The 19,181-nt window shown below is 33.2% G+C and carries 20 protein-coding genes and 1 pseudogene; 18 read left to right on the forward strand and 3 right to left on the reverse strand.

Features of this window, described 5'->3' with window-relative positions; translation table 11 throughout:
* Window positions 1–6 precede the first annotated feature (6 nt).
* The 15 genes from ACE199_RS09010 to ACE199_RS09080 all read left to right on the forward strand — a co-directional run bounded on the left by ACE199_RS09010 (window position 7) and on the right by ACE199_RS09080 (window position 14,635).
* On the forward strand, window positions 7–1,389 hold the full coding sequence (locus tag ACE199_RS09010) for a nucleotide sugar dehydrogenase (protein WP_375349454.1): 1,383 nt from the start codon (window positions 7–9) through the stop codon (window positions 1,387–1,389).
* Between the two features lie 2 nt (window positions 1,390–1,391).
* Window positions 1,392–2,381: an SDR family oxidoreductase gene (locus ACE199_RS09015; RefSeq protein ID WP_375349455.1), complete on the forward strand. Its 990-nt coding sequence runs from the start codon at window positions 1,392–1,394 to the stop codon at window positions 2,379–2,381.
* 53 nt (window positions 2,382–2,434) lie between these two features.
* Window positions 2,435–3,631: a glycosyltransferase family 4 protein gene (locus ACE199_RS09020; RefSeq protein ID WP_375349456.1), complete on the forward strand. Its 1,197-nt coding sequence runs from the start codon at window positions 2,435–2,437 to the stop codon at window positions 3,629–3,631.
* Complete coding sequence (locus ACE199_RS09025; RefSeq protein ID WP_375349457.1) at window positions 3,624–4,730, forward strand: glycosyltransferase; 1,107 nt, start codon at window positions 3,624–3,626, stop codon at window positions 4,728–4,730. Before ACE199_RS09020 ends, ACE199_RS09025 begins: the two co-directional genes overlap by 8 nt.
* A 19-nt stretch (window positions 4,731–4,749) precedes the next feature.
* Window positions 4,750–5,811 (forward strand): EpsG family protein, encoded by a 1,062-nt coding sequence (locus ACE199_RS09030; protein WP_375349458.1) that lies wholly within the window; start codon window positions 4,750–4,752, stop codon window positions 5,809–5,811.
* Window positions 5,812–5,821: 10 nt separating this feature from the next.
* The gene (locus ACE199_RS09035) at window positions 5,822–6,967 is read left to right on the forward strand and encodes a glycosyltransferase (RefSeq protein ID WP_375349459.1); all 1,146 of its coding nucleotides are present in this window, start codon (window positions 5,822–5,824) and stop codon (window positions 6,965–6,967) included.
* Window positions 6,954–8,276 (forward strand): flippase, encoded by a 1,323-nt coding sequence (locus ACE199_RS09040; RefSeq protein WP_375349460.1) that lies wholly within the window; start codon window positions 6,954–6,956, stop codon window positions 8,274–8,276. The genes ACE199_RS09035 and ACE199_RS09040 overlap by 14 nt, the downstream gene beginning before the upstream one ends.
* Before the next feature lie 311 nt (window positions 8,277–8,587).
* Window positions 8,588–9,625: a UDP-glucose 4-epimerase GalE gene (gene galE / locus ACE199_RS09045; protein WP_375349461.1), complete on the forward strand. Its 1,038-nt coding sequence runs from the start codon at window positions 8,588–8,590 to the stop codon at window positions 9,623–9,625.
* A gap of 312 nt (window positions 9,626–9,937) precedes the next feature.
* Entirely contained in the window at window positions 9,938–10,102 is a 165-nt protein-coding gene (locus ACE199_RS09050; RefSeq protein ID WP_375349462.1) for a YwzD family small protein, read from the forward strand.
* Between the two features lie 193 nt (window positions 10,103–10,295).
* Window positions 10,296–10,904, forward strand: a complete 609-nt coding sequence (locus tag ACE199_RS09055) for a YdcF family protein (protein ID WP_375349463.1) — start codon at window positions 10,296–10,298, stop codon at window positions 10,902–10,904.
* 253 nt (window positions 10,905–11,157) lie between these two features.
* Window positions 11,158–11,307 carry a LytR family transcriptional regulator gene (locus ACE199_RS09060; RefSeq protein ID WP_375349464.1) on the forward strand — a complete coding sequence of 50 codons (150 nt, stop codon included), beginning with the start codon at window positions 11,158–11,160 and terminating at the stop codon, window positions 11,305–11,307.
* Window positions 11,308–11,571: 264 nt separating this feature from the next.
* Window positions 11,572–13,170 carry a glycoside hydrolase family protein gene (locus ACE199_RS09065; RefSeq protein WP_375349465.1) on the forward strand — a complete coding sequence of 533 codons (1,599 nt, stop codon included), beginning with the start codon at window positions 11,572–11,574 and terminating at the stop codon, window positions 13,168–13,170.
* Between the two features lie 300 nt (window positions 13,171–13,470).
* On the forward strand, window positions 13,471–13,617 hold the full coding sequence (locus tag ACE199_RS09070) for a hypothetical protein (RefSeq protein WP_375349466.1): 147 nt from the start codon (window positions 13,471–13,473) through the stop codon (window positions 13,615–13,617).
* Between the two features lie 262 nt (window positions 13,618–13,879).
* On the forward strand, window positions 13,880–14,287 hold the full coding sequence (locus ACE199_RS09075; RefSeq protein WP_375349467.1) for a transposase: 408 nt from the start codon (window positions 13,880–13,882) through the stop codon (window positions 14,285–14,287).
* Between the two features lie 150 nt (window positions 14,288–14,437).
* Complete coding sequence (locus ACE199_RS09080) at window positions 14,438–14,635, forward strand: magnesium chelatase domain-containing protein (protein ID WP_375349468.1); 198 nt, start codon at window positions 14,438–14,440, stop codon at window positions 14,633–14,635.
* A 586-nt stretch (window positions 14,636–15,221) separates the two neighbouring features.
* Here the strand turns inward: ACE199_RS09080 and ACE199_RS09085 are convergent.
* Both ACE199_RS09085 and ACE199_RS09090 read right to left on the reverse strand, forming a co-directional pair.
* Window positions 15,222–15,764, reverse strand: a complete 543-nt coding sequence (locus ACE199_RS09085; protein ID WP_375349469.1) for a hypothetical protein — start codon at window positions 15,762–15,764, stop codon at window positions 15,222–15,224.
* A gap of 49 nt (window positions 15,765–15,813) precedes the next feature.
* Complete coding sequence (locus ACE199_RS09090) at window positions 15,814–15,993, reverse strand: hypothetical protein (RefSeq protein ID WP_375349470.1); 180 nt, start codon at window positions 15,991–15,993, stop codon at window positions 15,814–15,816.
* A gap of 618 nt (window positions 15,994–16,611) precedes the next feature.
* Here ACE199_RS09090 and ACE199_RS09095 point away from each other — a divergent pair.
* The 3 genes and pseudogenes from ACE199_RS09095 to ACE199_RS09105 form a co-directional block, all read left to right on the forward strand.
* A pseudogene (locus tag ACE199_RS09095) lies at window positions 16,612–16,710 on the forward strand (hypothetical protein); the annotation flags it as partial.
* 371 nt (window positions 16,711–17,081) lie between these two features.
* Complete coding sequence (locus ACE199_RS09100; RefSeq protein ID WP_375349471.1) at window positions 17,082–17,225, forward strand: YwzD family small protein; 144 nt, start codon at window positions 17,082–17,084, stop codon at window positions 17,223–17,225.
* Window positions 17,226–17,459: 234 nt separating this feature from the next.
* The gene (locus tag ACE199_RS09105; RefSeq protein ID WP_375349472.1) at window positions 17,460–18,857 is read left to right on the forward strand and encodes a M28 family metallopeptidase; all 1,398 of its coding nucleotides are present in this window, start codon (window positions 17,460–17,462) and stop codon (window positions 18,855–18,857) included.
* A gap of 42 nt (window positions 18,858–18,899) precedes the next feature.
* Here the strand turns inward: ACE199_RS09105 and ACE199_RS09110 are convergent, their stop codons facing one another.
* The gene (locus ACE199_RS09110; RefSeq protein ID WP_375349473.1) at window positions 18,900–19,178 is read right to left on the reverse strand and encodes a hypothetical protein; all 279 of its coding nucleotides are present in this window, start codon (window positions 19,176–19,178) and stop codon (window positions 18,900–18,902) included.
* Between the last annotated feature and the right edge of the window lie 3 nt (window positions 19,179–19,181).

The raw sequence follows: 19,181 nt of genomic DNA on the forward strand, positions 1-19,181 counted from the left end.
ATGATGATGAACTTATATGAAATGATTGTTAACAGACAGGAAAAAATTTCATTAATTGGACTAGGATATGTTGGTATGCCTATAGCTGTTGCATTTGCAAAAAAGGTTGATGTAATTGGCTTTGATGTAAATAAACAAAAGATTGAACTATATAAAAATGGAATTGATCCTACAAAAGAAGTTGGAAATGAAGTAATCAAAAATACAACTGTTGACTTTACTTCAGATGAAACCAAACTTAGAGAAGCTAAATTCCATATTGTAGCAGTTCCTACACCAGTAAAAGAAGATCGCACACCAGATTTAACACCAGTGGAATCAGCAAGTCGAACTCTTGGCAGAAACTTAACCAAAGGTTCAATTGTGGTCTTTGAATCTACTGTTTATCCAGGTGTTACAGAAGATATTTGTGTTCCAATTTTGGAAAAAGAGTCTGGGCTAAAGTGCGGAGAAGATTTTAAAGTTGGATATTCTCCAGAAAGAATTAATCCTGGAGATCAAGAACATAGATTAGAAACGATTATAAAAGTAGTTTCAGGTATGGATACAGAGACTTTAGATATCGTTGCAAGGGTATATGAGTTAGTAGTAGATGTTGGAGTATATAAAGCAGAAAGTATAAAAGTAGCTGAAGCTGCAAAGGTTATTGAGAATTCTCAGCGTGATATTAATATTGCCTTTATGAATGAGTTAGCCATCATTTTTAATAAAATGGGAATTGATACAAAAGCAGTACTCGAAGCTGCAGGAACGAAGTGGAACTTCCTTAAATTCTCTCCTGGGCTTGTAGGTGGCCACTGTATAGGTGTTGATCCATACTACCTAACATACAAAGCAGAGCAGATGGGTTATTATTCTCAAATCATTCTTTCAGGCAGAAAAATAAATGACGATATGGGTAAGTATGTAGCTGAAAGTACAGTAAAGAAAATGATAAAGGCAAATAAACAAATAAATGGCTCAAAAGTAGCTATCTTTGGTGTTACATTCAAAGAGAACTGTCCTGATGTTAGAAATACGAAAGTAGTAGATGTAATTAAAGAATTAGAAGAGTACGGAGTAGAAGTTAAAGTTGTTGATCCTGTAGCAGATAGAGAAGATCTCTGGCGTGAATATAGAATTAATCCTTCTGAAGTAGAAGAAATAAAAGAAATGGACGCAGTTATCTTTGCAGTTCCACATGAAGAGTTTAAGGCTATTCAGTTAGAAGATGTAAAAATGATGTTTGGAACAATTGGAGATGTTAATTCAGAAGTTATGAATGAAGTAGCTGTAACATCTGAGTTTGATATAGATATTAATAGAAATGCTTGTGTATTAATGGACATTAAAGGAATGTTTAATAGAAAAGAAGCTGAAAATGCGGGCTTTTTATATGGGAGGTTGTAAAAATGGGATATGAAAATATAAAGTTTCCAGAGGGAACTAAATTCTTAGTGACTGGATCAGCTGGTTTTATTGGTTCAAATTTAGTAGAAGCAATACTTAAATTAGGATATCAAGTTAAAGGGCTTGATAATTTTTCAACTGGTACAAAAGAAAATGTGGAAGAGTTTATAGACAACCCTAACTATGAATTTATTGAGGGAGATATTCGTGATCTTGAAACATGTATGAAAGCTTGTGAAGGTATCGATTATGTTTTGAATCAAGCTGCATGGGGGAGCGTTCCAAGAAGTATTGAGATGCCTTTGTTTTATGAAGAGGTAAATATAAAAGGTACATTAAATATGATGGAGGCAGCTAGGCAAAATGGAATAAAAAAATTTGTCTATGCATCAAGTTCATCCGTATACGGTGATGAGCCAAATCTTCCTAAACAAGAAGGTAGAGAAGGTAATCTTTTGTCACCTTACGCTCTTACCAAAATGGTAAATGAGGAATATGGAAAATTATATACGAAACTATATGGTCTTGATACCTATGGCTTACGTTATTTTAATGTATTTGGTAGAAGGCAAGACCCTAATGGTGCATATGCAGCAGTTATTCCGAAATTTATTAAACAATTGCTTAATGATGAACCCCCAACTATCAATGGAGATGGAAAACAGAGTCGAGATTTTACTTACATTGAAAATGTAATCGAAGCTAATTTGAAGGCATGTAAGGCGTCTCATAAAGCTGCTGGACAAGCTTATAATATAGCATATGGCGGTAGAGAATATTTAATTGATATATATGATGTATTATGTAAAGCACTTGGAAAAGACATTAAGCCGAATTTTGGGCCTGAGCGGAAAGGGGATATTAAGCACAGTAATGCTGACATAAGTAATGCAAAAGAATTGTTGAGCTATGATCCGGAATGGAGTTTTGATCGAGGGATAGTAGCAGCAATAAATTGGTATAAGGAAAGCTTATCAACTATTAAAATATAGAGGAATACTATACTAGGAGATGATTACATTACTAAGTTTGAGGTGGAATTGAAATGAAACTACTATTTGTACACGAAACAAAAATGAAAGAAGATAAAAATGGTAATTTTTATACTGGAGGTAGCTATAATCAAGAGGTGTGGGATAGATATCTATCCATTTCTGATGAATTAACGGTTATTTCTAGAAAGGATTCATTTTTGTACGATAAAGAATATGCTAGGAAGAATTTCAATTTTTTTAATAAAGAACAAATTGGCTTTTTTGAAATACCTGATTTACAGTCATCAATTAAAATGTTCGTTGATATTAATGAACGTATGAAAAGAAATGAAACTATAAAAAATGAGGTTTTAAAAAGTGATTATATAATAGCAAGATTACCGAGTAGTGCAGGTAATCAAGCGATCCAGTATGCAAAAAAATACAAGAAACCTTATTTAGTAGAGGTAGTGGGATGTCCACGGGACTCTTTATGGAATCATGGGTTAAAAGGGAAAATTATTTCTCCATTTGTATGGTTTAATATGAAAAAAAAAGTTGAAAACGCACCATACACTTTATATGTTACTAATGATTTCTTACAACGAAGATATCCATGTAAGGGAAATACAATAGGTTGTTCTGACGTCGTACTGCCCAAAGTAGATGAAACTGTACTGGAAAAGCGTTTAAATAAAATAAAGGGTTTATGTGAGGAAAAACCAATTGTTCTGGGGACAACTGCAGCCGTAAATGTAAAATATAAAGGACAAGAGTATGTTTTTAAGGCCATTTCTATGTTAAATAAAGAAGGTTACAATTTTGAGTATTATTTAGCAGGGGGAGGCGATAATAGTTATTTGAAGTCCCTAGCAGAAGACTATGGTATAAAGAATAAAGTTAAATTTTTAGGAGCTTTACCACATGAGAAAGTCTTTGAATATTTAGATAAGATCGATATATATATTCAACCAAGTAAAACAGAAGGTCTACCTCGAGCTTTGGTAGAGGCTATGAGTAGGGGCTGTCCTTCTTTAGGCTCCGAAATTGGTGGAATACCAGAATTGTTAAATAGAAAATTTATTTTTAGGAATGGGTCAGTTAACGAAATTTGTACTTTACTTAAAATGATGAATAAGAAGACAATGTTAGAAGAGGCTAAACGGAGCTTTGGAAAAGCAAAAGAGTATGATAAAGAATTATTAGATAAGAAAAGAAGTTCATTTTATAAAATGTATGCAGAAGGAGCAATGAAAGACAATGATTAAAGTTCTGCACGTTGTTTCATCACTTGATGGTGGTGGTGTGGAAAGTATGTTATATAATTACTATTCACATATTGATAGGAGTGGGGTACGTTTCGATTTTATTGTTCATGGTAATAATATCGGGATGTTAGAAGAAAAATTCCATTGTTTAGGGTCAAAAGTTTTTCATGTTACTCCTAAAAGAAATTCGTTTAGGAAAAATATGTTGGAAATTAATAAGATTCTTCGAAACGAGAAATATGATATTGTTCATTGTCATCAGAATTTTTCTAATTTCTCAACTTTATTTCTAGCAAGGATGAATCAAGTTCCAGTATGTATCTCACATGCACATGGTTGTAAGGAAATAAAAAGTATTAAAGAAAAAACCAAAAATTATACTCTTCGTTTATTAAATAAGTCTTGTGCTAATTATTTTTTTTCCTGTGGTATTGAAGCTGGAAAGTGGTTGCACGGACAAAATTGGTCACCAAGTGAAAAAAATATACTTATGAATAATGCTATCGATGTAAATAAATTTTCTTATGATTTAGGGGTTCGTAAAAATTATCGAAAAAAATTTAATATTGAAGATAAAATAGTTTTATTACATGTAGGACGTTTTTCAGATGAAAAGAATCATTTATTTATGGTTGACATTATTGAGCAGTTGTCTAAACAGAATGAGAAATGTATTTTGTTGTTTGCTGGAAACGGTGCAACAGAAGGTGCTGTCAAAAAGTGTGTACATGAAAAGGGTTTAACTGATAAAATTATGTTTTTAGGAGTAAGAAGTGATATAGCTGAACTTGTGAATGCGGCCGATATTTTCTTATTACCTTCCAAGAATGAAGGTTTTCCAGTAACATTGATTGAAGCTCAATCTACCGGAATCAATATTTTTGCTTCTAATAAAGTGACAAAGGAGACTGCTATCACTAATTTAATTGAATATTTACCAATTGAAAACGTAGATATTTGGGTAGAGAAAATAATAGAGAGTAAAATAGTGCTACGTAAATCAAGAAAAGCTGATGTAGAAAAAGAAGGCTATTCAATAAATATACAGGCAGATAAATATAAAAAATGGTTGGAAAAATGTTTAATTTCTAGAAAATAAACGGGAGAATATATCTATAATGTTAATTTATGTATCTACTTTGGTGATGATAGGACTGTATTCTATTGGATTTAACATATTAAGATCATTGACTAGAGATACGAAAAAATTAAAAATTTTTTTTGTTTCACTTGCTACGATTCAGTTAATATTATTATTATCACTTCGCCATTATACAATAGGTTCGGATGCTCCTGTCTATGTAACATATTTTTTATCTATGCCACAATATTCTTCTTTTGAAGCATTACTATTAGGACATAGATTTGAGATAGGTTATAAATTATTAAATAAATTAATTAGTATTTTTACAACAAATGAACAAATATTCTTAACAGTTATTGCATGTATTAGCATAATTCCTGTAGGAATATTAATATATAAACACTCTAAAATGCCTTTTTTGAGTTTTGCAATTTATATAACTTTTAACTATTATTCATTTGTATTTTCTGGCTTAAGACAGGCAATAGGATATGCAATTATATTTATTAGTTATAATTTTATAAAAGATAGAAAGTTAGTTAAATTTATTTTATGTGTTTTGATAGCAGCATCATTTCATAAATCAGCATTAATGTTTTTACCTGCATATTTTCTTGCTAACTTGAAATTAAACAAATTCACAATAAGTGGTATCCTATTATTTAATATTATAATGTTTGTATTTCGCGAACAGATTTTTGGAACTATCATAAGTACATTTTATAATAATTATGAAATTGTAAGTTCACTATCGTTTACTTGGATGTTAGTGTGTTCTTTAATCGTAATTTGTGGCTTATTTTTTTATAAGAGTGTATTATTAATCTCTCAAAAAAACAACATTTTATATATGTTAGTTATTATTGGAGCATCCTTGATGATTTTTTCATCAGTTGGGACAAATGTTATGCGTGTTGCTGATTATTATTATATGTTTGTAATGTTATTTATTCCTGAGGTAATGAATGCAGTAAAAGATAAACGTATTATATTAATAGGTGGATATATATTAATTATTCTTATACTTATTCTATATATATGGTTTCTAAAAGGTGATGGATATAGTATAGTTCCATATAGATTTTTTTGGGAATAGAGGATAGTAAATGAAAAAAAAGATATTGTTTTTAATTACATCACTCGGTGGCGGTGGTGCCGAGAAAGTATTGATTGATTTAGTAAAAAATCTTGATCCTTTAAAATATGAAATTACAGTACAAACGGTTTTAGACGAGGGAATATATATAAAACAACTTCCTAAGCATGTTAAATATAAAACAATAATTAAACAAAAAAATAAATATAAGCGTTCGATATTAATAAGGCTGTTTTATTATATTCTATCCCCTAAATTTATATATGAGAAATATATAAAATCAAATTATGACATTGAGATAGCTTTTTTAGAAGGTATATGTACAAAATTTATAAGTGCTTCTACAAATAAAAATGCAAAAAAATATGCATGGATACATACTGACCTTTCTAATCAGTTTGCAATAAAAAAAGTTTATAATAGTTTTAAAAGTATTGTCTCATCATATCGTCAATTTGATGAAATTATGTTTGTCTCTGAGTCAGCAAAGGAAGGGTTTAAAAAAAGATTTGGTTATTTTGAAAATACTCGTATTTTATATAATATTGTAGATCCTAAGCAAATTGTAGAAAAAGGAAAATTAGATATTCCAGAAAAATCAACAAAAGATAAGTTTAGGATAGTTACAGTTGGAAGATTAGTTAAGGAAAAGGGCTATGATCGACTTTTAGAAGTGCACAAGAGTTTAATAAATGAAGGATTCAAATACGAACTTTGGATTATTGGTGATGGTATTGAAAAAAATAGTCTTATTAATTTTATAGAAACAAACAATTTAAATGAAAATGTGAAACTATTTGGTTTTCAAAAAAATCCATATAGGTATATGTCTAAATGTGATTTATTTGTTTGTTCTTCTAGAGTTGAAGGATTTAGTACAGTTGTAACAGAGGCATTAATTTTAAAACTTCCCATTGTTACTACAAATTGTTCGGGTATGAATGAATTATTAGGAAATGGTGAGTATGGAGTAATAACAGAAAATAGTACTGATGGATTATACAAAGGTTTAAAGAATATTTTATCGGATACTTTATTTTTTAAGTTATACCAGGATAAGGCAATACAACGTAGTAATTTCTTTAGTTTGAAAGGTCAAATAAAACAATATGAAAATTTGTTTGATATGAGTGAAGAAAAAAATGAAAGTGTTTAAAAATAGATTTTTATCTAATACGTCTTGGATGGTTGGCGGTAAGTTATTCCAAATGGCTCTTTCTCTTCTAATTGGGGTGCTTACTGCACGATATTTAGGAGTATCAAATTTTGGATTACTAAATTATTCCGCTTCTATTGTTGCGTTCTTTGCTCCAATTTGTACACTGGGATTAAACGTGATAATTGTAAATGAACTAATTAAAAACAAAGATAAACAAGGAACTATATTAGGAAGCGCAATGTTTATGAGGCTAATATTGGGATTTATTTCAATGGGTATGATATTAATCATTATCTATACATTAAATCCAAATGATAATTTATTATTAAATATTGCATTCTTACAATCAATTTCATTACTTTTTAATGCTTGTGATTTCATTAATTATTGGTATCAGTCAAAATTGCAATCTAAATTTTCTGTTATTATACAAAGCATTGGATATATCATAATGTCAGTATATCGAATCGTTATATTAGTTCTTGGAAAAGGTATTGTGTGGTTTGCGTTTGCAACTACATTAGACGTAATTGTAATTTCAATCCTACTATTAATAGTTTACCATATTAACAATGGACCAAAGTTACGTTTTTCACTTAAAACATCTACAGATCTGTTGAAGAAAAGCTATCATTTTATTGTTTCTGGAATTATGGTTACAGCATACGGACAAATGGATAAAGTTATGATTGGAATGTTCATGGATTCTACAGCTGTAGGGTTATATTCTGTTGCTATTATAATTAGTGGACTTTGGGGCTTCATACCAACTGCAGTTATAGAATCGGCTCGGCCAATTATTATTGAACATAAAAAAAATAATCAAAATTTATATATTCTTAGATTAAAACAATTGTATGCTGTAGTATTTTGGTTAGGTGTTGTGTTTTCACTATTTATAACTATTTTTTCGGAATGGATTATCCTACTTTTATATGGATCACAATATGTTGGTGCTAAATCAGCCCTTGTCATATCAGCCTGGTATACAAGTTTTGGCTTTATAGGTTCTTGTAAAAATATTTGGTTAATTTGTGAGGATAAAAGTAAATATGAGCAAATTTTCACATTTTGTGGAGCTGTAAGTAACTTGATTTTGAACTTGTTATTTATACCTCTATGGGGGATAAGTGGTGCGGCAATTGCAACATTATTCACGCAAATTTTTACAAATTTTATAATGCCATTATTTTTTAAAGAAACAAAGATTAATAGTAAATACATGTTAAAGGCTTTTTTATTGAAGGATATTTTTGATAAAAATTCTTTAATAGCTTTTTGTCAAAAAATATTATCCCGAAAATAAAATCACAAAAATTCAGTTTTCTTCACAATGTAAAGTTTACCACTGATATAAATAAAGAGAAGCAAGGGGACAGTTCTTTTGCTTCTTTTCAGTCTTGATATCTAAGATAGGTTTCTGTCACTGCGACCACTCGAGTTATTTCGAGATTTGTAGAATATAAGAGAGTTAGTTTTTTATATATTTTAACGTTTAAAAGCTCTGCATGGCATAGCCATCAGAGCCTTTTGTTTGTGAGGAGAAAAATTAACAAATTATGGATTATTAAAGGAACGAGAAATTGTGAGACAATAATATTGGGGAGGGATATGGTAATGGCAATATTAGTAACAGGAGGAGCAGGTTATATTGGTAGTCATACATGCGTTGAGTTATTAAACGCAGGGTATGAGGTGGTAGTAGTAGATAACCTATCTAATAGTAAGATAGAATCTTTGTCTCGAGTTAAAGAAATAACTGGGAAAGATATTACTTTTTATAAAGTAGATATATTGGACAGAGATTATTTAGAAACTGTATTTGTTGAAAATACCATTGATGCAGTGATTCATTTTGCTGGACTTAAGGCAGTAGGAGAATCAGTTCAAATTCCGCTCCATTATTATCATAATAATATAACCGGTACGCTTATTCTTTGTGAGACCATGAACAAGTATGGTGTAAATAAAATGGTATTTAGTTCATCTGCTACTGTCTATGGTGTGCCAGAAAGTGTTCCTATTTCTGAAAATTTTCCTCTAGAATCAACGAATCCATATGGCCGAACAAAACTAATGATTGAAGAAATTCTTCGCGATCTTCATTACTCAGATTATAACTGGAGTATTTCCCTTTTACGTTATTTTAACCCGATTGGAGCCCATTATAGTGGAAGAATTGGAGAGGATCCCAATGGTATTCCTAACAATCTAATGCCATATATCACACAAGTAGCAGCTGGAAAATTAAAGGAATTGAATGTATTTGGAAATGACTATCCAACCATTGATGGAACTGGAGTAAGAGATTATATTCATGTAGTAGATTTAGCTAAGGGACATTTAAAGGCACTAGGAAAGATTTTGACTACCACAGGTGTGGATGCCTATAACCTTGGAACTGGAAAAGGCTATAGTGTACTCGAAATGGTTGCTGCGTTTGAAAAAGCTTCTGGAAAGAAGATTCCTTATAAGATTGTTGAACCTAGACCGGGTGATGTAGCAAGTTGTTATGCTGATCCAATAAAAGCAAGAGATGAACTAGGCTGGATTGCTGAAAAGGGAATTGAGGAAATGTGTAAGGATGCTTGGCGATGGCAGGAGAAGAATCCGAATGGGTATGAAAAAGAAAGAGAAGTTATTTTGAAAGGTTAGCATAGGAGGGAGCAAGGGGACGGTTCTCCTGTTTCTTTTCAGTCCTCATGCTAGGCACGCCCCGAATATGTTTGCCCTCTAGCTCAAATATGACTGAAGAACAGCAACAGCGTGTAATCGATGTGGTAAAGAGTAAAGTAAAAAGTAAGTATTTAGTAGGGAAACAGCTGGTGAATTATAGTGTCAGTATCGTAGAATGACCACGAAATAAGTCGTGATCTCATTAGCTTTAAAGAAATATCGTTAATCTTATGAAGTGAGAAGAAGGCTATCCATGGATAGTCTTCTATTTTTATATAGGAAGAACTGATCATGATATCAAATGTAACGAAGGAAGCTTTTTATCATCTACTTAAAGAAGCAGTAGAGAAGGGAGAAACGGCTCAGAATCTAACAGTAAGCGAATTAGTAAAAGAGTTGTCAATAAAATTAAAGGAAATGAAATCTTTAAAGAGAGGTAATGAACATTTCAATTGAAAAAATTTCAAACAATTCCTCTACAGATTACTCTCCAGAAGAAAAAATTCAATTAATGGATACTTCGAAAAATAAACCATTAAAAATCAGGAAAATGAATACAGGAATTTATGACGTAAGATCAGTAACATCGTTAGGAATGTTATTAAAATGAAATTAGATTGGTAGTTAAGAAAGGAAATAAGTGGGCGATATGCTGAAGAGAAAGACACTAAAGAAAGTTATGATGATTTTGTTTGGAGTAATCCTACTATTTATGGTAACTGTAAACTCGGCTGGTAACTTCCTAGTCATTGATGAAAAAACAGTAAAATCCGATGTAATCATCGTTTTAAGTGGTGGAGAAGGGCGTTTAGAAAAAGGAGTTAAGTTGTATAAAGAAGGATTTGCATCTTATCTACTACTATCCAATGGAAGTGTGGAACAATTGTATGAACGGGCACAGAAGTTAGGTGTGCCAAAGGATTCTATTATAATGGAAGTAAAATCAATGAGTACGCTTGAAAATGCTCGTTTTTCTAAAGAGGTAATGCTAAAACACAAATTTCAGTCTGCTATCGTGGTTTCGTCTAATTTTCATATGAGAAGGGTTAAAGTACTTTTTGATCAAGCCTTCAGAAACAGCGATATTAAATTAACCTATGTGTCCGGAGAAAACGAAGCCTACACCCCAAAAAAATGGTGGTCTGAAAAGTGGAATCGAGATACTACATTTACGGAGTATATAAAGCTAGTGGGAAATTTATTTGGATTTCACGGAGAAGATTCAAAAGAATATTTAAAGAAACTTAATCTACAGTAATTAAATGAACCGTGTTCTTATTTGCGTGCTGTCACTACTGTTTGTGGCACTATAAAAGACATCAAGTAGCCACCTACTTGTAAACATTTGAATGTATGAGTGTAAATCAATGGGGATATTGTAACATCTACACATAAAATCACTTTACGGTTTCCAATCTCACATAAAAATATATAAATGACCTTATCAATAAAAAAGTAAAGATTTATTGAATGTTCATTTTATAATAAATTTTAGTAGGAGGAGCAATGAGTTGAACATCTTTGATAAATTACCTAAATCCGTTAAGAAAACGTTGAGATATATTAAGCAAGATATACATTCTATTGATAAATTAGAAGAAATACAGAAAGTGCTTAATAATCAGATAGATAAGCGTAAACAACAGATACAGAAACAATAGATTTAGTCGTAGGAAATAGATGTAGTATCATAAAAGCAACAGCCTTAAAGAATGATTGTTCACCTAATTTTTATATTGGACTCGTTATTGGTTTAAACAATGTTACCAACGGTTTATTTGAAATAAACTGTACAGCCAATCTAAGGAACCAGGCTATAATTTAATTAAGGCAGTTAGAGCCATTTATAGATCATTTACGAAGTTTAAATTAAGTAACTATGCTATAAAGGGAAAGGGTTCACCTGGGATGTAAGGGGGAATAATGTGAATCGAAGAAACTTCTTATTAAACTTTTTACTTTGGATATTATTGTTCATTTTTGGCTATAGAGTTGGCAATTCCGATATAAAAAGTGATGTTTTAAGTGAAGAGTTGGCAGAAATTGCGTATCAGTTAAATCCGAATATGACTACAAAAGAAATTCAGTCAGCTTTAGATACGTACAATAATTTCATATGGAATTCAGGAGTTTATAACGTAAACCCTATTTTTCTGAAAAGTAATTCATATCATAAATTTGCGCCTAATGTAACAATTATGGCTAATAGTGGTTTTCTTGAAAGAGATTGTCTAATTAATGTAATCGGACAGGAAAATGTCTTTATTGATTTTAATAATGCTGTTTTACAAATGAGATACGATGATTATACAATTGGAGAATGGAGACATTGTTTAAATATACAAGGTAGCAAGAATATTAAAATCAATGACGTTTTAATGAAAGACAGTGGAGGTGATGGTCTTTATATAGGTGCAAACGGTGATGGAAATTATTCTGAAAATGTAATAACAGACAATATCGAAATAGACCACTGTAGAAGACAAGGAATATCCATCGCAAGCGGAAAAAACATAAATATAGTAAATACAAAAATCTCAAATATTATTGGTGCGAATCCGCAATTCGGTGTTGATATAGAGCCAAATAATCCCCTTGATGTTATCGAGAAAATATTTATTAGCAATATTGAAACGAATAATTGTGCAGGAGGCGGGATTAGCATTGCCTTACAAGGTTTAGCGTACTCCCAATATCACACTACCAACGAAAATAATTATGTAGATATCCATATAGATAATTTTAAATCTAATGGTGATAAATACGGTATTTCGCTAAATCCAACACAATATAGAGTGAATGGTACATGCAATTTTAAAAACGTTAGCATAATTAACAGCAAAGCGAATGGAATATTAGGAGTATCTTGGTACACATCTAAAACTCCAAAAGTAACCATAGAAAAATGTGACGTTATTAACCCGAATTCAAATAACGCAACTGGCGATGTATTAGGAAGCGGTATAGTTTTCTACAACCCTTCTGGACTTTCTGAGCAAATCGGAAATATAGTCTTTAAAGATGTGTTTATAAAAGACGACAGAGGGGTATCTCAATTAAAAAATGGTTTATATTCATTAAATTTATTAAGCACCTATAGTGTTGATATAGTAATAGATAATTTTAATGTAACTGGCGAGACTGGAAAAGCGATAACTGTTTACGGTAGTATTCGTGATATCGGAAAATTTAAGCCATTAATACGAAATTTGACTGCTAGTAATTTATACAATGGAAATATTGATTATAAAAATGTAATTACTAATAGCGGTGCGACAACAGATATAACAGCAAGCCTTGATTTCTTAACAGTTGGAGAAATAGGAGAATTTAAAGTAGAAACAAGTTTTTATTTTAAAATAAAACCATATAAGACAACAGACCTCTTATATCCTGATATTACTGGCGGAAATAAATATTTAAGAAGTAATAAAGTTGGTAGTAGTGTAAAAATTAAAAAAGTAGCAACTGATAAGTATATGGTTATTGAACAAATTGGAGTGTGGGAAACCTTAACTCTCTAGTACTGTTTAATGCGCAGTAGGATGATACTGTGACATACCATTCGAAATTCGAGGCCTGACCCCCGCTCATCTAAAGTTTAAAACGATAAAGTAAGAAAGTAGAGGGGACAAGGAGTCAGGTTCTTTGTCCCAACAGATAAATAAGTTAAAGAAAGGATCTGTGGAGAGAAATCTCTACAGGGCATATCTTTTTTCAGGTGAATAATTTTAGAGAAATATGATAGAATGGAAGAGCAACTGCATTCGTGAGGGTGGCTGGTTTTCATTCTTCTTTCCATTTTAGGAAAGGAGGTGATAATCATGGAAATATTTCTTGAATTTCTTCGTGAAGTTCTGAAAGGAATTGTGCGTGAGTTGAGCGCATATTTCTTTCGGAAAAACGTTCTAGAAAACAAGAAAACCACCCCGCGCCGTAGGAAGCAAAAGGGTGGTTTTCATAAAAAATAAACCTTTTTAGACAACCACCACCCTGACGGTAGAAGTTGCATGGAGAAGTGTTACCCGCACTTCTCTTTTTTATTATATTCTCATTATACATGAAATAAACCTTGAAATAAAGGGTAGTGCTGAATTAGAGGAAGTGTCAGGAGGCAAGGGGGGAGTGGTTTTCCGGAAATCTGCTTTATAGATAAAAACAGGTTGACAGTATTTTAATATTTGCTAGATTTTAAGTGTTCGTAACCATTTTATTCAAGATTGGAGGAGTTAAATGTCAAGAAAACATAGAGTTTGGTTTCCTGGTGCCACGTATCATATAACCGCTAGAGGGAACCGAAGAGCTGCTCTTTTTATGAACCAAGACGATTATGTCACCTATCTAGCTATCCTCGAAGATGTCCGCCTTATGTACCCATTCACCCTCCATGCCTACTGCCTTATGACCAATCACATACACCTTCAACTCGACACGACCAATTTCCATATTAAATTAATTATGAAAGAACTTCATTCCAGATATGCCGTCTATTTTAATAAAAAGTACAACTATGATGGACATGTTTTTCAAGGAAGATACGGTTCGGAATTAATTGAAACCGATCAATACTTTTTAGAAGTGAGTCGATATATTCACCGAAATCCCTTAGAAGCTAAAATGGTCAAACAGTTGTCTACTTAATAAATGGAGCAGCTACCCCGCCTATATAAACCTTACCGAAAATCCTCATGTATCACTTCGTAAGACCCTTTCCTATTTTCGAGAACCCATTTTTCAAAACTATCAGTACTTTGTAGAGAAATCTATGGACAAAGAAAAGGAGCTTAAAGAATGGTTGCCAAAATAATGAGCATTGGCCTAAAAGGAGTAGAGGGCTATCGTGTACAGGTCGAAGTACAAACCCTTGACGGGGTGGATGCCTTTCTTATCGTCGGATTACCGGATGCATCTGTGAAGGAATCGAAGGAGCGAGTGACGTCTGCTTTGCATTCATTAGGTCATCAGATAGTTGACAAAAAACGATTGTGAACCTATTGCCAAATACGGTGCCTGCCCTCCATTCATCTAAAGTTTAAAGCGGGAAGAATCAAGGGGACGGTTCTTTTGCTTCTTTTCAGTCCTCGAGCGGATAAGTGGTTACGTACTACTTATCCGCTTTTTGTTGTAGTAGTTCATTTTATTCTGATTGCTTGTGGGATTGTAATGTCCCATCAGTTCCTAAATAGTAAATAACTACAATTTTTCACTTACCACTAATCCTTCTTCACTGATTAATTGTTCTAACTCCTGTTTCGATAATGGCTCACAGTCGGGTTCTGCCTTATCAATTTTCTCCCAGTCTTTAGGTGTCTTTTTTGAACGTTCAATTAGAAATTGTAAGAAGTCAAAGTCCTCCTTTTCATTTTGTTAATCAAGACGATCCACCAACCGATATAAATCTTCTTTACTGACAGCCATGTATGACACCTTCCTTCAATCATGTTTTAAGTGAAAGCAAGGGGGGGTTCTCCTGCTTCTTTTTCATTCCTCATACTAGACATGCCCCGAAAGCCCTTCCCATGCTTTTCAAAAAAGAAATGAAGTGTTGCAAAAAGTAAAAGGAATCGATGGGTTATCACAATCCCAGGCTGTAAGAATCTTGGGCGTTTCTCTTAACCTTATATTTAAGACATAGGAAAGGGCGGATGAGAGAACCGTCCCTTGCTTCATTAAGCAACTCTGTATTTCCTTTGTGATGATGGATAATAAAGTGAATCACAGTCTTTAGTATTTTTTTCTCTAATGCGGATACCTCTATACATCGTTCCAACCGCTTATCGAGCGGCAAATTAGAAGAAGCAAACCACTCGAAAAACAATCCGATGTGATGAATTTCATCCGCATTGCATCTCTCAACAGGAAAATCTATCATCCAATCCTCAATAACAAAAGGTAGATTTGTAACGGTATGCCAATCGCTTATTGTTTTTAGCAAGGAATATGTAGGAAGGTCTTTTACGGTATAAACTGAATGTTTGCTCACTAACATTGCCCCAATGATATTCGTTACATGAATAAAGGTTACGTCTTCCGATACGAATACTCCATATCCAACATAACCGTAAGCTGCATCATGATAATGTACAAAGGGTAGTAACTGTTTTTCGTTTGTTGTCATTTTCTAATTTCCTTTCTTTTACTAAAACTAAATAGCGTTGGATGCCGCATTATAAAAATAAACGAAGTCGATTTTCGTTCGTGACATATTTTTCAGAAAGAACATCTACGACACGCGATAGATTATAGGTGGAAAGAATGGTTTCGTATTTAGGTACAAGTAATCGAAATCGTTCTTCAACCGTTGAGTTAAGATAGCCCCCTTCAAATTCAGAAATAAATTTATACATATTTCGTGCATCATCTGTATCGTTTTCGGTGAGAGAAATGGAAGACAATAAAGTAGGCACAATGCTTTGCTATCAAAAGACAGTTCTTTCTTTAAATAGGTTAAATGAATGGGAAATGCATTCATGACTTATGATCCGTATCGCCAGAGACTTTTTTGTATAAAATATCATAATCATCCGGATGAATATTTTCGAAAGGGACAGTTGGATTCTTAAAGGCTCTTTTAGTTACTCCCTTGCCTAAACTTTTTCGATAGAAGGACTAATATATCTAAATTTCCGTTCAGGCTTCACTTCGTAATGATAAATAATACTTTCTATCAATCTTATCAATCTTTTTTCATCCTCCGTATGATTCAGAAAATGTTCATTCGATTTTTCTTTAACATACCGATTATACAAATACAATATCCATATAACGCTCACGTTTCCTGATAAAAAGCCTATCCATATCACATGTACCATCTCTCTTAAGTAGAATATAGGTAATGAGTCATAGTGATATTATACCACATGGATATCGCATCATACAAAAGACATTATTCAACAATTCATTCAAGATAAGCGATGGAGGGATCTTTATAAAACGCTAGAAATAAAGCCGCAGATGAATTAAATAATCAGCCCGGGGTTGAAGCCTATAAAGCTAATATGTTTGTGCTCCTTGGTAAGCCGGGTTATGAAGAGAAGAAAGTAGTATTAGCACGAAAAGTATAAGTATAGATTAAGGATGTCTTTTATAAAGACATTCTTTTTCTATTGAACGAGATTATAGCTTGAATTGGCTGGATTTTTTGCGAAATTCGCTGTATTTTTGAAAGAAATGGCATGATTTTCGATAAAATTGGCACGATTCCTAATTTTGGGCGCAATTAACTGAAACTACCGAAATTTGTCAATAATATTAGAATAGAAGTATATGAGAGTGTGGTAAGATAGAAGAGAAACGGTATAAGATTTGTGTTGATTTTTTTTTGTTATGTCCTCTATATGGATCTAATATGTGAGGAAATGAACAAAACTATTTCATACATAGGAATAAGAAGAATATCCATGGTAGTCTTCTTGGTTAATAGGAGAGAGTGGTTATGAAAGCAAAAATAGAAAAGGAAGAATTTTATTACATTCTCAAAACTGCTTTTGAAAAAGGAGAAGCGGAGCCGAATGTAACGGTTAAGGAATTAGTAGAAGATTTGTCCGTAAAATTAAGCGGAATTGTTAAAAAGGATTAAAGGATGAATGATTTCTTTGTTTTGTCGAGAGATTAAGAGGGACTTATCTTCGGTATGTAACAGCAAACGTTATGAGAAACTATCAGTTGGTTCATAAGCGATAAACGGGGATTTGAGGACAAAGCCCCGTATTTTTTTATTTATAATTGTCTAAATGTTATAAATATTTTGACTAAATATCCTTTTTTTGTTAATTTATGTTTGAAGTGTATTAGGATGAAATGGGGGAAGAGGATGGCAGTCAAATATCGTGGTAAAGGATCAAAGGTGTTTGCTTCAATATTAGCTGTTTCTATTGTTTTAGGGTCAGGCGGATTGGTGTCAGCGGATGAGGGGAATGGAAAGTCCTCCTATTCGCAGGATCAAAAGATTGTGGCGAGAGTGAGTGCTGAAAGAGCACTTGAACATGTGAAGTATTTGTCTCAGGAAATTGGTCCACGAGTGAGCGGGCTTGAGGGAGAGCAACGTTCCGCTGCCTATATAGCGAATACACTTAAAAGTTACGGTTACGATGTAGAATTTCAATATTTCCCTGTTGCGGATCAATTCATTGCGAATGTAGCTCTTAATGATGAGACTGTTTGGGAAATGGGAGCCGCACCGAATGGGAAAATCAGTGATGAAGCTGTCAAAGGCCAAGTTGTTTTCGTAGAGGATGGGACCAGCTTAAGCGATTTTTCAGCTGATACAGCAGGGAAGATTGTCGTGATGGCTAGAGCATCTACTGTAGCAGGTTATCAAGCACAGGTTGATAATGCAGTGAAAGCAGGAGCGAAAGGTGTGATTTTACAAAGCCTTGTCGGCAGTCGCGGTAATTATGGACAAGCCTTTAATCCAAGTTTAGCTAAAAAATATGATGTGCCGGTTTTCGGAGCCTCCTATATACACGGAGAATGGATGAAGGAAGAGATGGCAAAAGGGTCTGTTGAAGTAAGTCTGACAGCCAAACATTATTCCAATTTAAAGTCTGTGAATGTGATTGCAACGAAAGCGCCAAAAGGAAAAGCAAAAGATACGAAAGAAGTTATTCTTGGGGCGCATCATGATAGTGTAGTCGGTGCTCCGGGTGCGAATGATAATGCTTCAGGTGTCGGGTTAATGCTGGAGCTTGCGAGAGTTTATAAAGGATATAATACAGATAAAGAATTAAAGTTCATTGCTTTTGGCTCAGAGGAGCGCGGTCTTCTTGGTTCGCGATATTATGTAGATCAGTTATCGCAAGAGCAGCGAGACAGAATTGAAGCTGTCTTTGTTCCAGATATGGTCGCAACAAATTATGATAAAGCGAAGAACCTTTACGCGATGACAGTAGATGGTACAACCAATGCTGTTACTAATGCTTCAACGGCTGCAGGTGCCCGCCTTGGAAATTCTGATATTTTACCAGGAACTTTTGGTTCAAGCGATCATGTTCCATTTCATAACGCCGGCATCCCTGCTGCATTATTTATTTGGATGGGCATTGATAGTTGGAATCCGCTCGTCTATCATATTGAGAAAGTGTACCACACTCCACAGGATACAATGGAGGATAATATCTCAGCTGAAAGAATGCAGTCGGCACTCGATATTATCGGTTCAGGACTGTTTGATACGGTAAGAAAAGACGTTCCTGCCCTTCATAAAAAATAACAATGAAGAAATAACGCCACTGATTGATCAGTGGCGTTATTTTTAGAATGAAACAGGATACACCGTTTTGTGGTCCGCTTCAATAATGAGCTTTCTTTGTTGAGGATGAAATTCAACTTTGCCGTCCGATGAATAGTACCAGGTTTTTTCATATTGACCGACTGCGAAGATATTCAATTCGTTCCGAAAAGCTAACACTTCTTGTACGGTTTCTTCGGTTGCAGGAGCGGAGATGACAAAACGGTCTTCTTTTTCCTCGATTGTGAAATCTTTTGATTGAAAGAATAAACGGCTTCCGATGGAATGGCGAATCATGAGCATTTG

Origin of the sequence: Peribacillus sp. Hz7, from assembly GCF_042136355.1 — a bacterium.
Classification (GTDB): Bacteria; Bacillota; Bacilli; order Bacillales; family DSM-1321; genus Peribacillus; species Peribacillus asahii_A.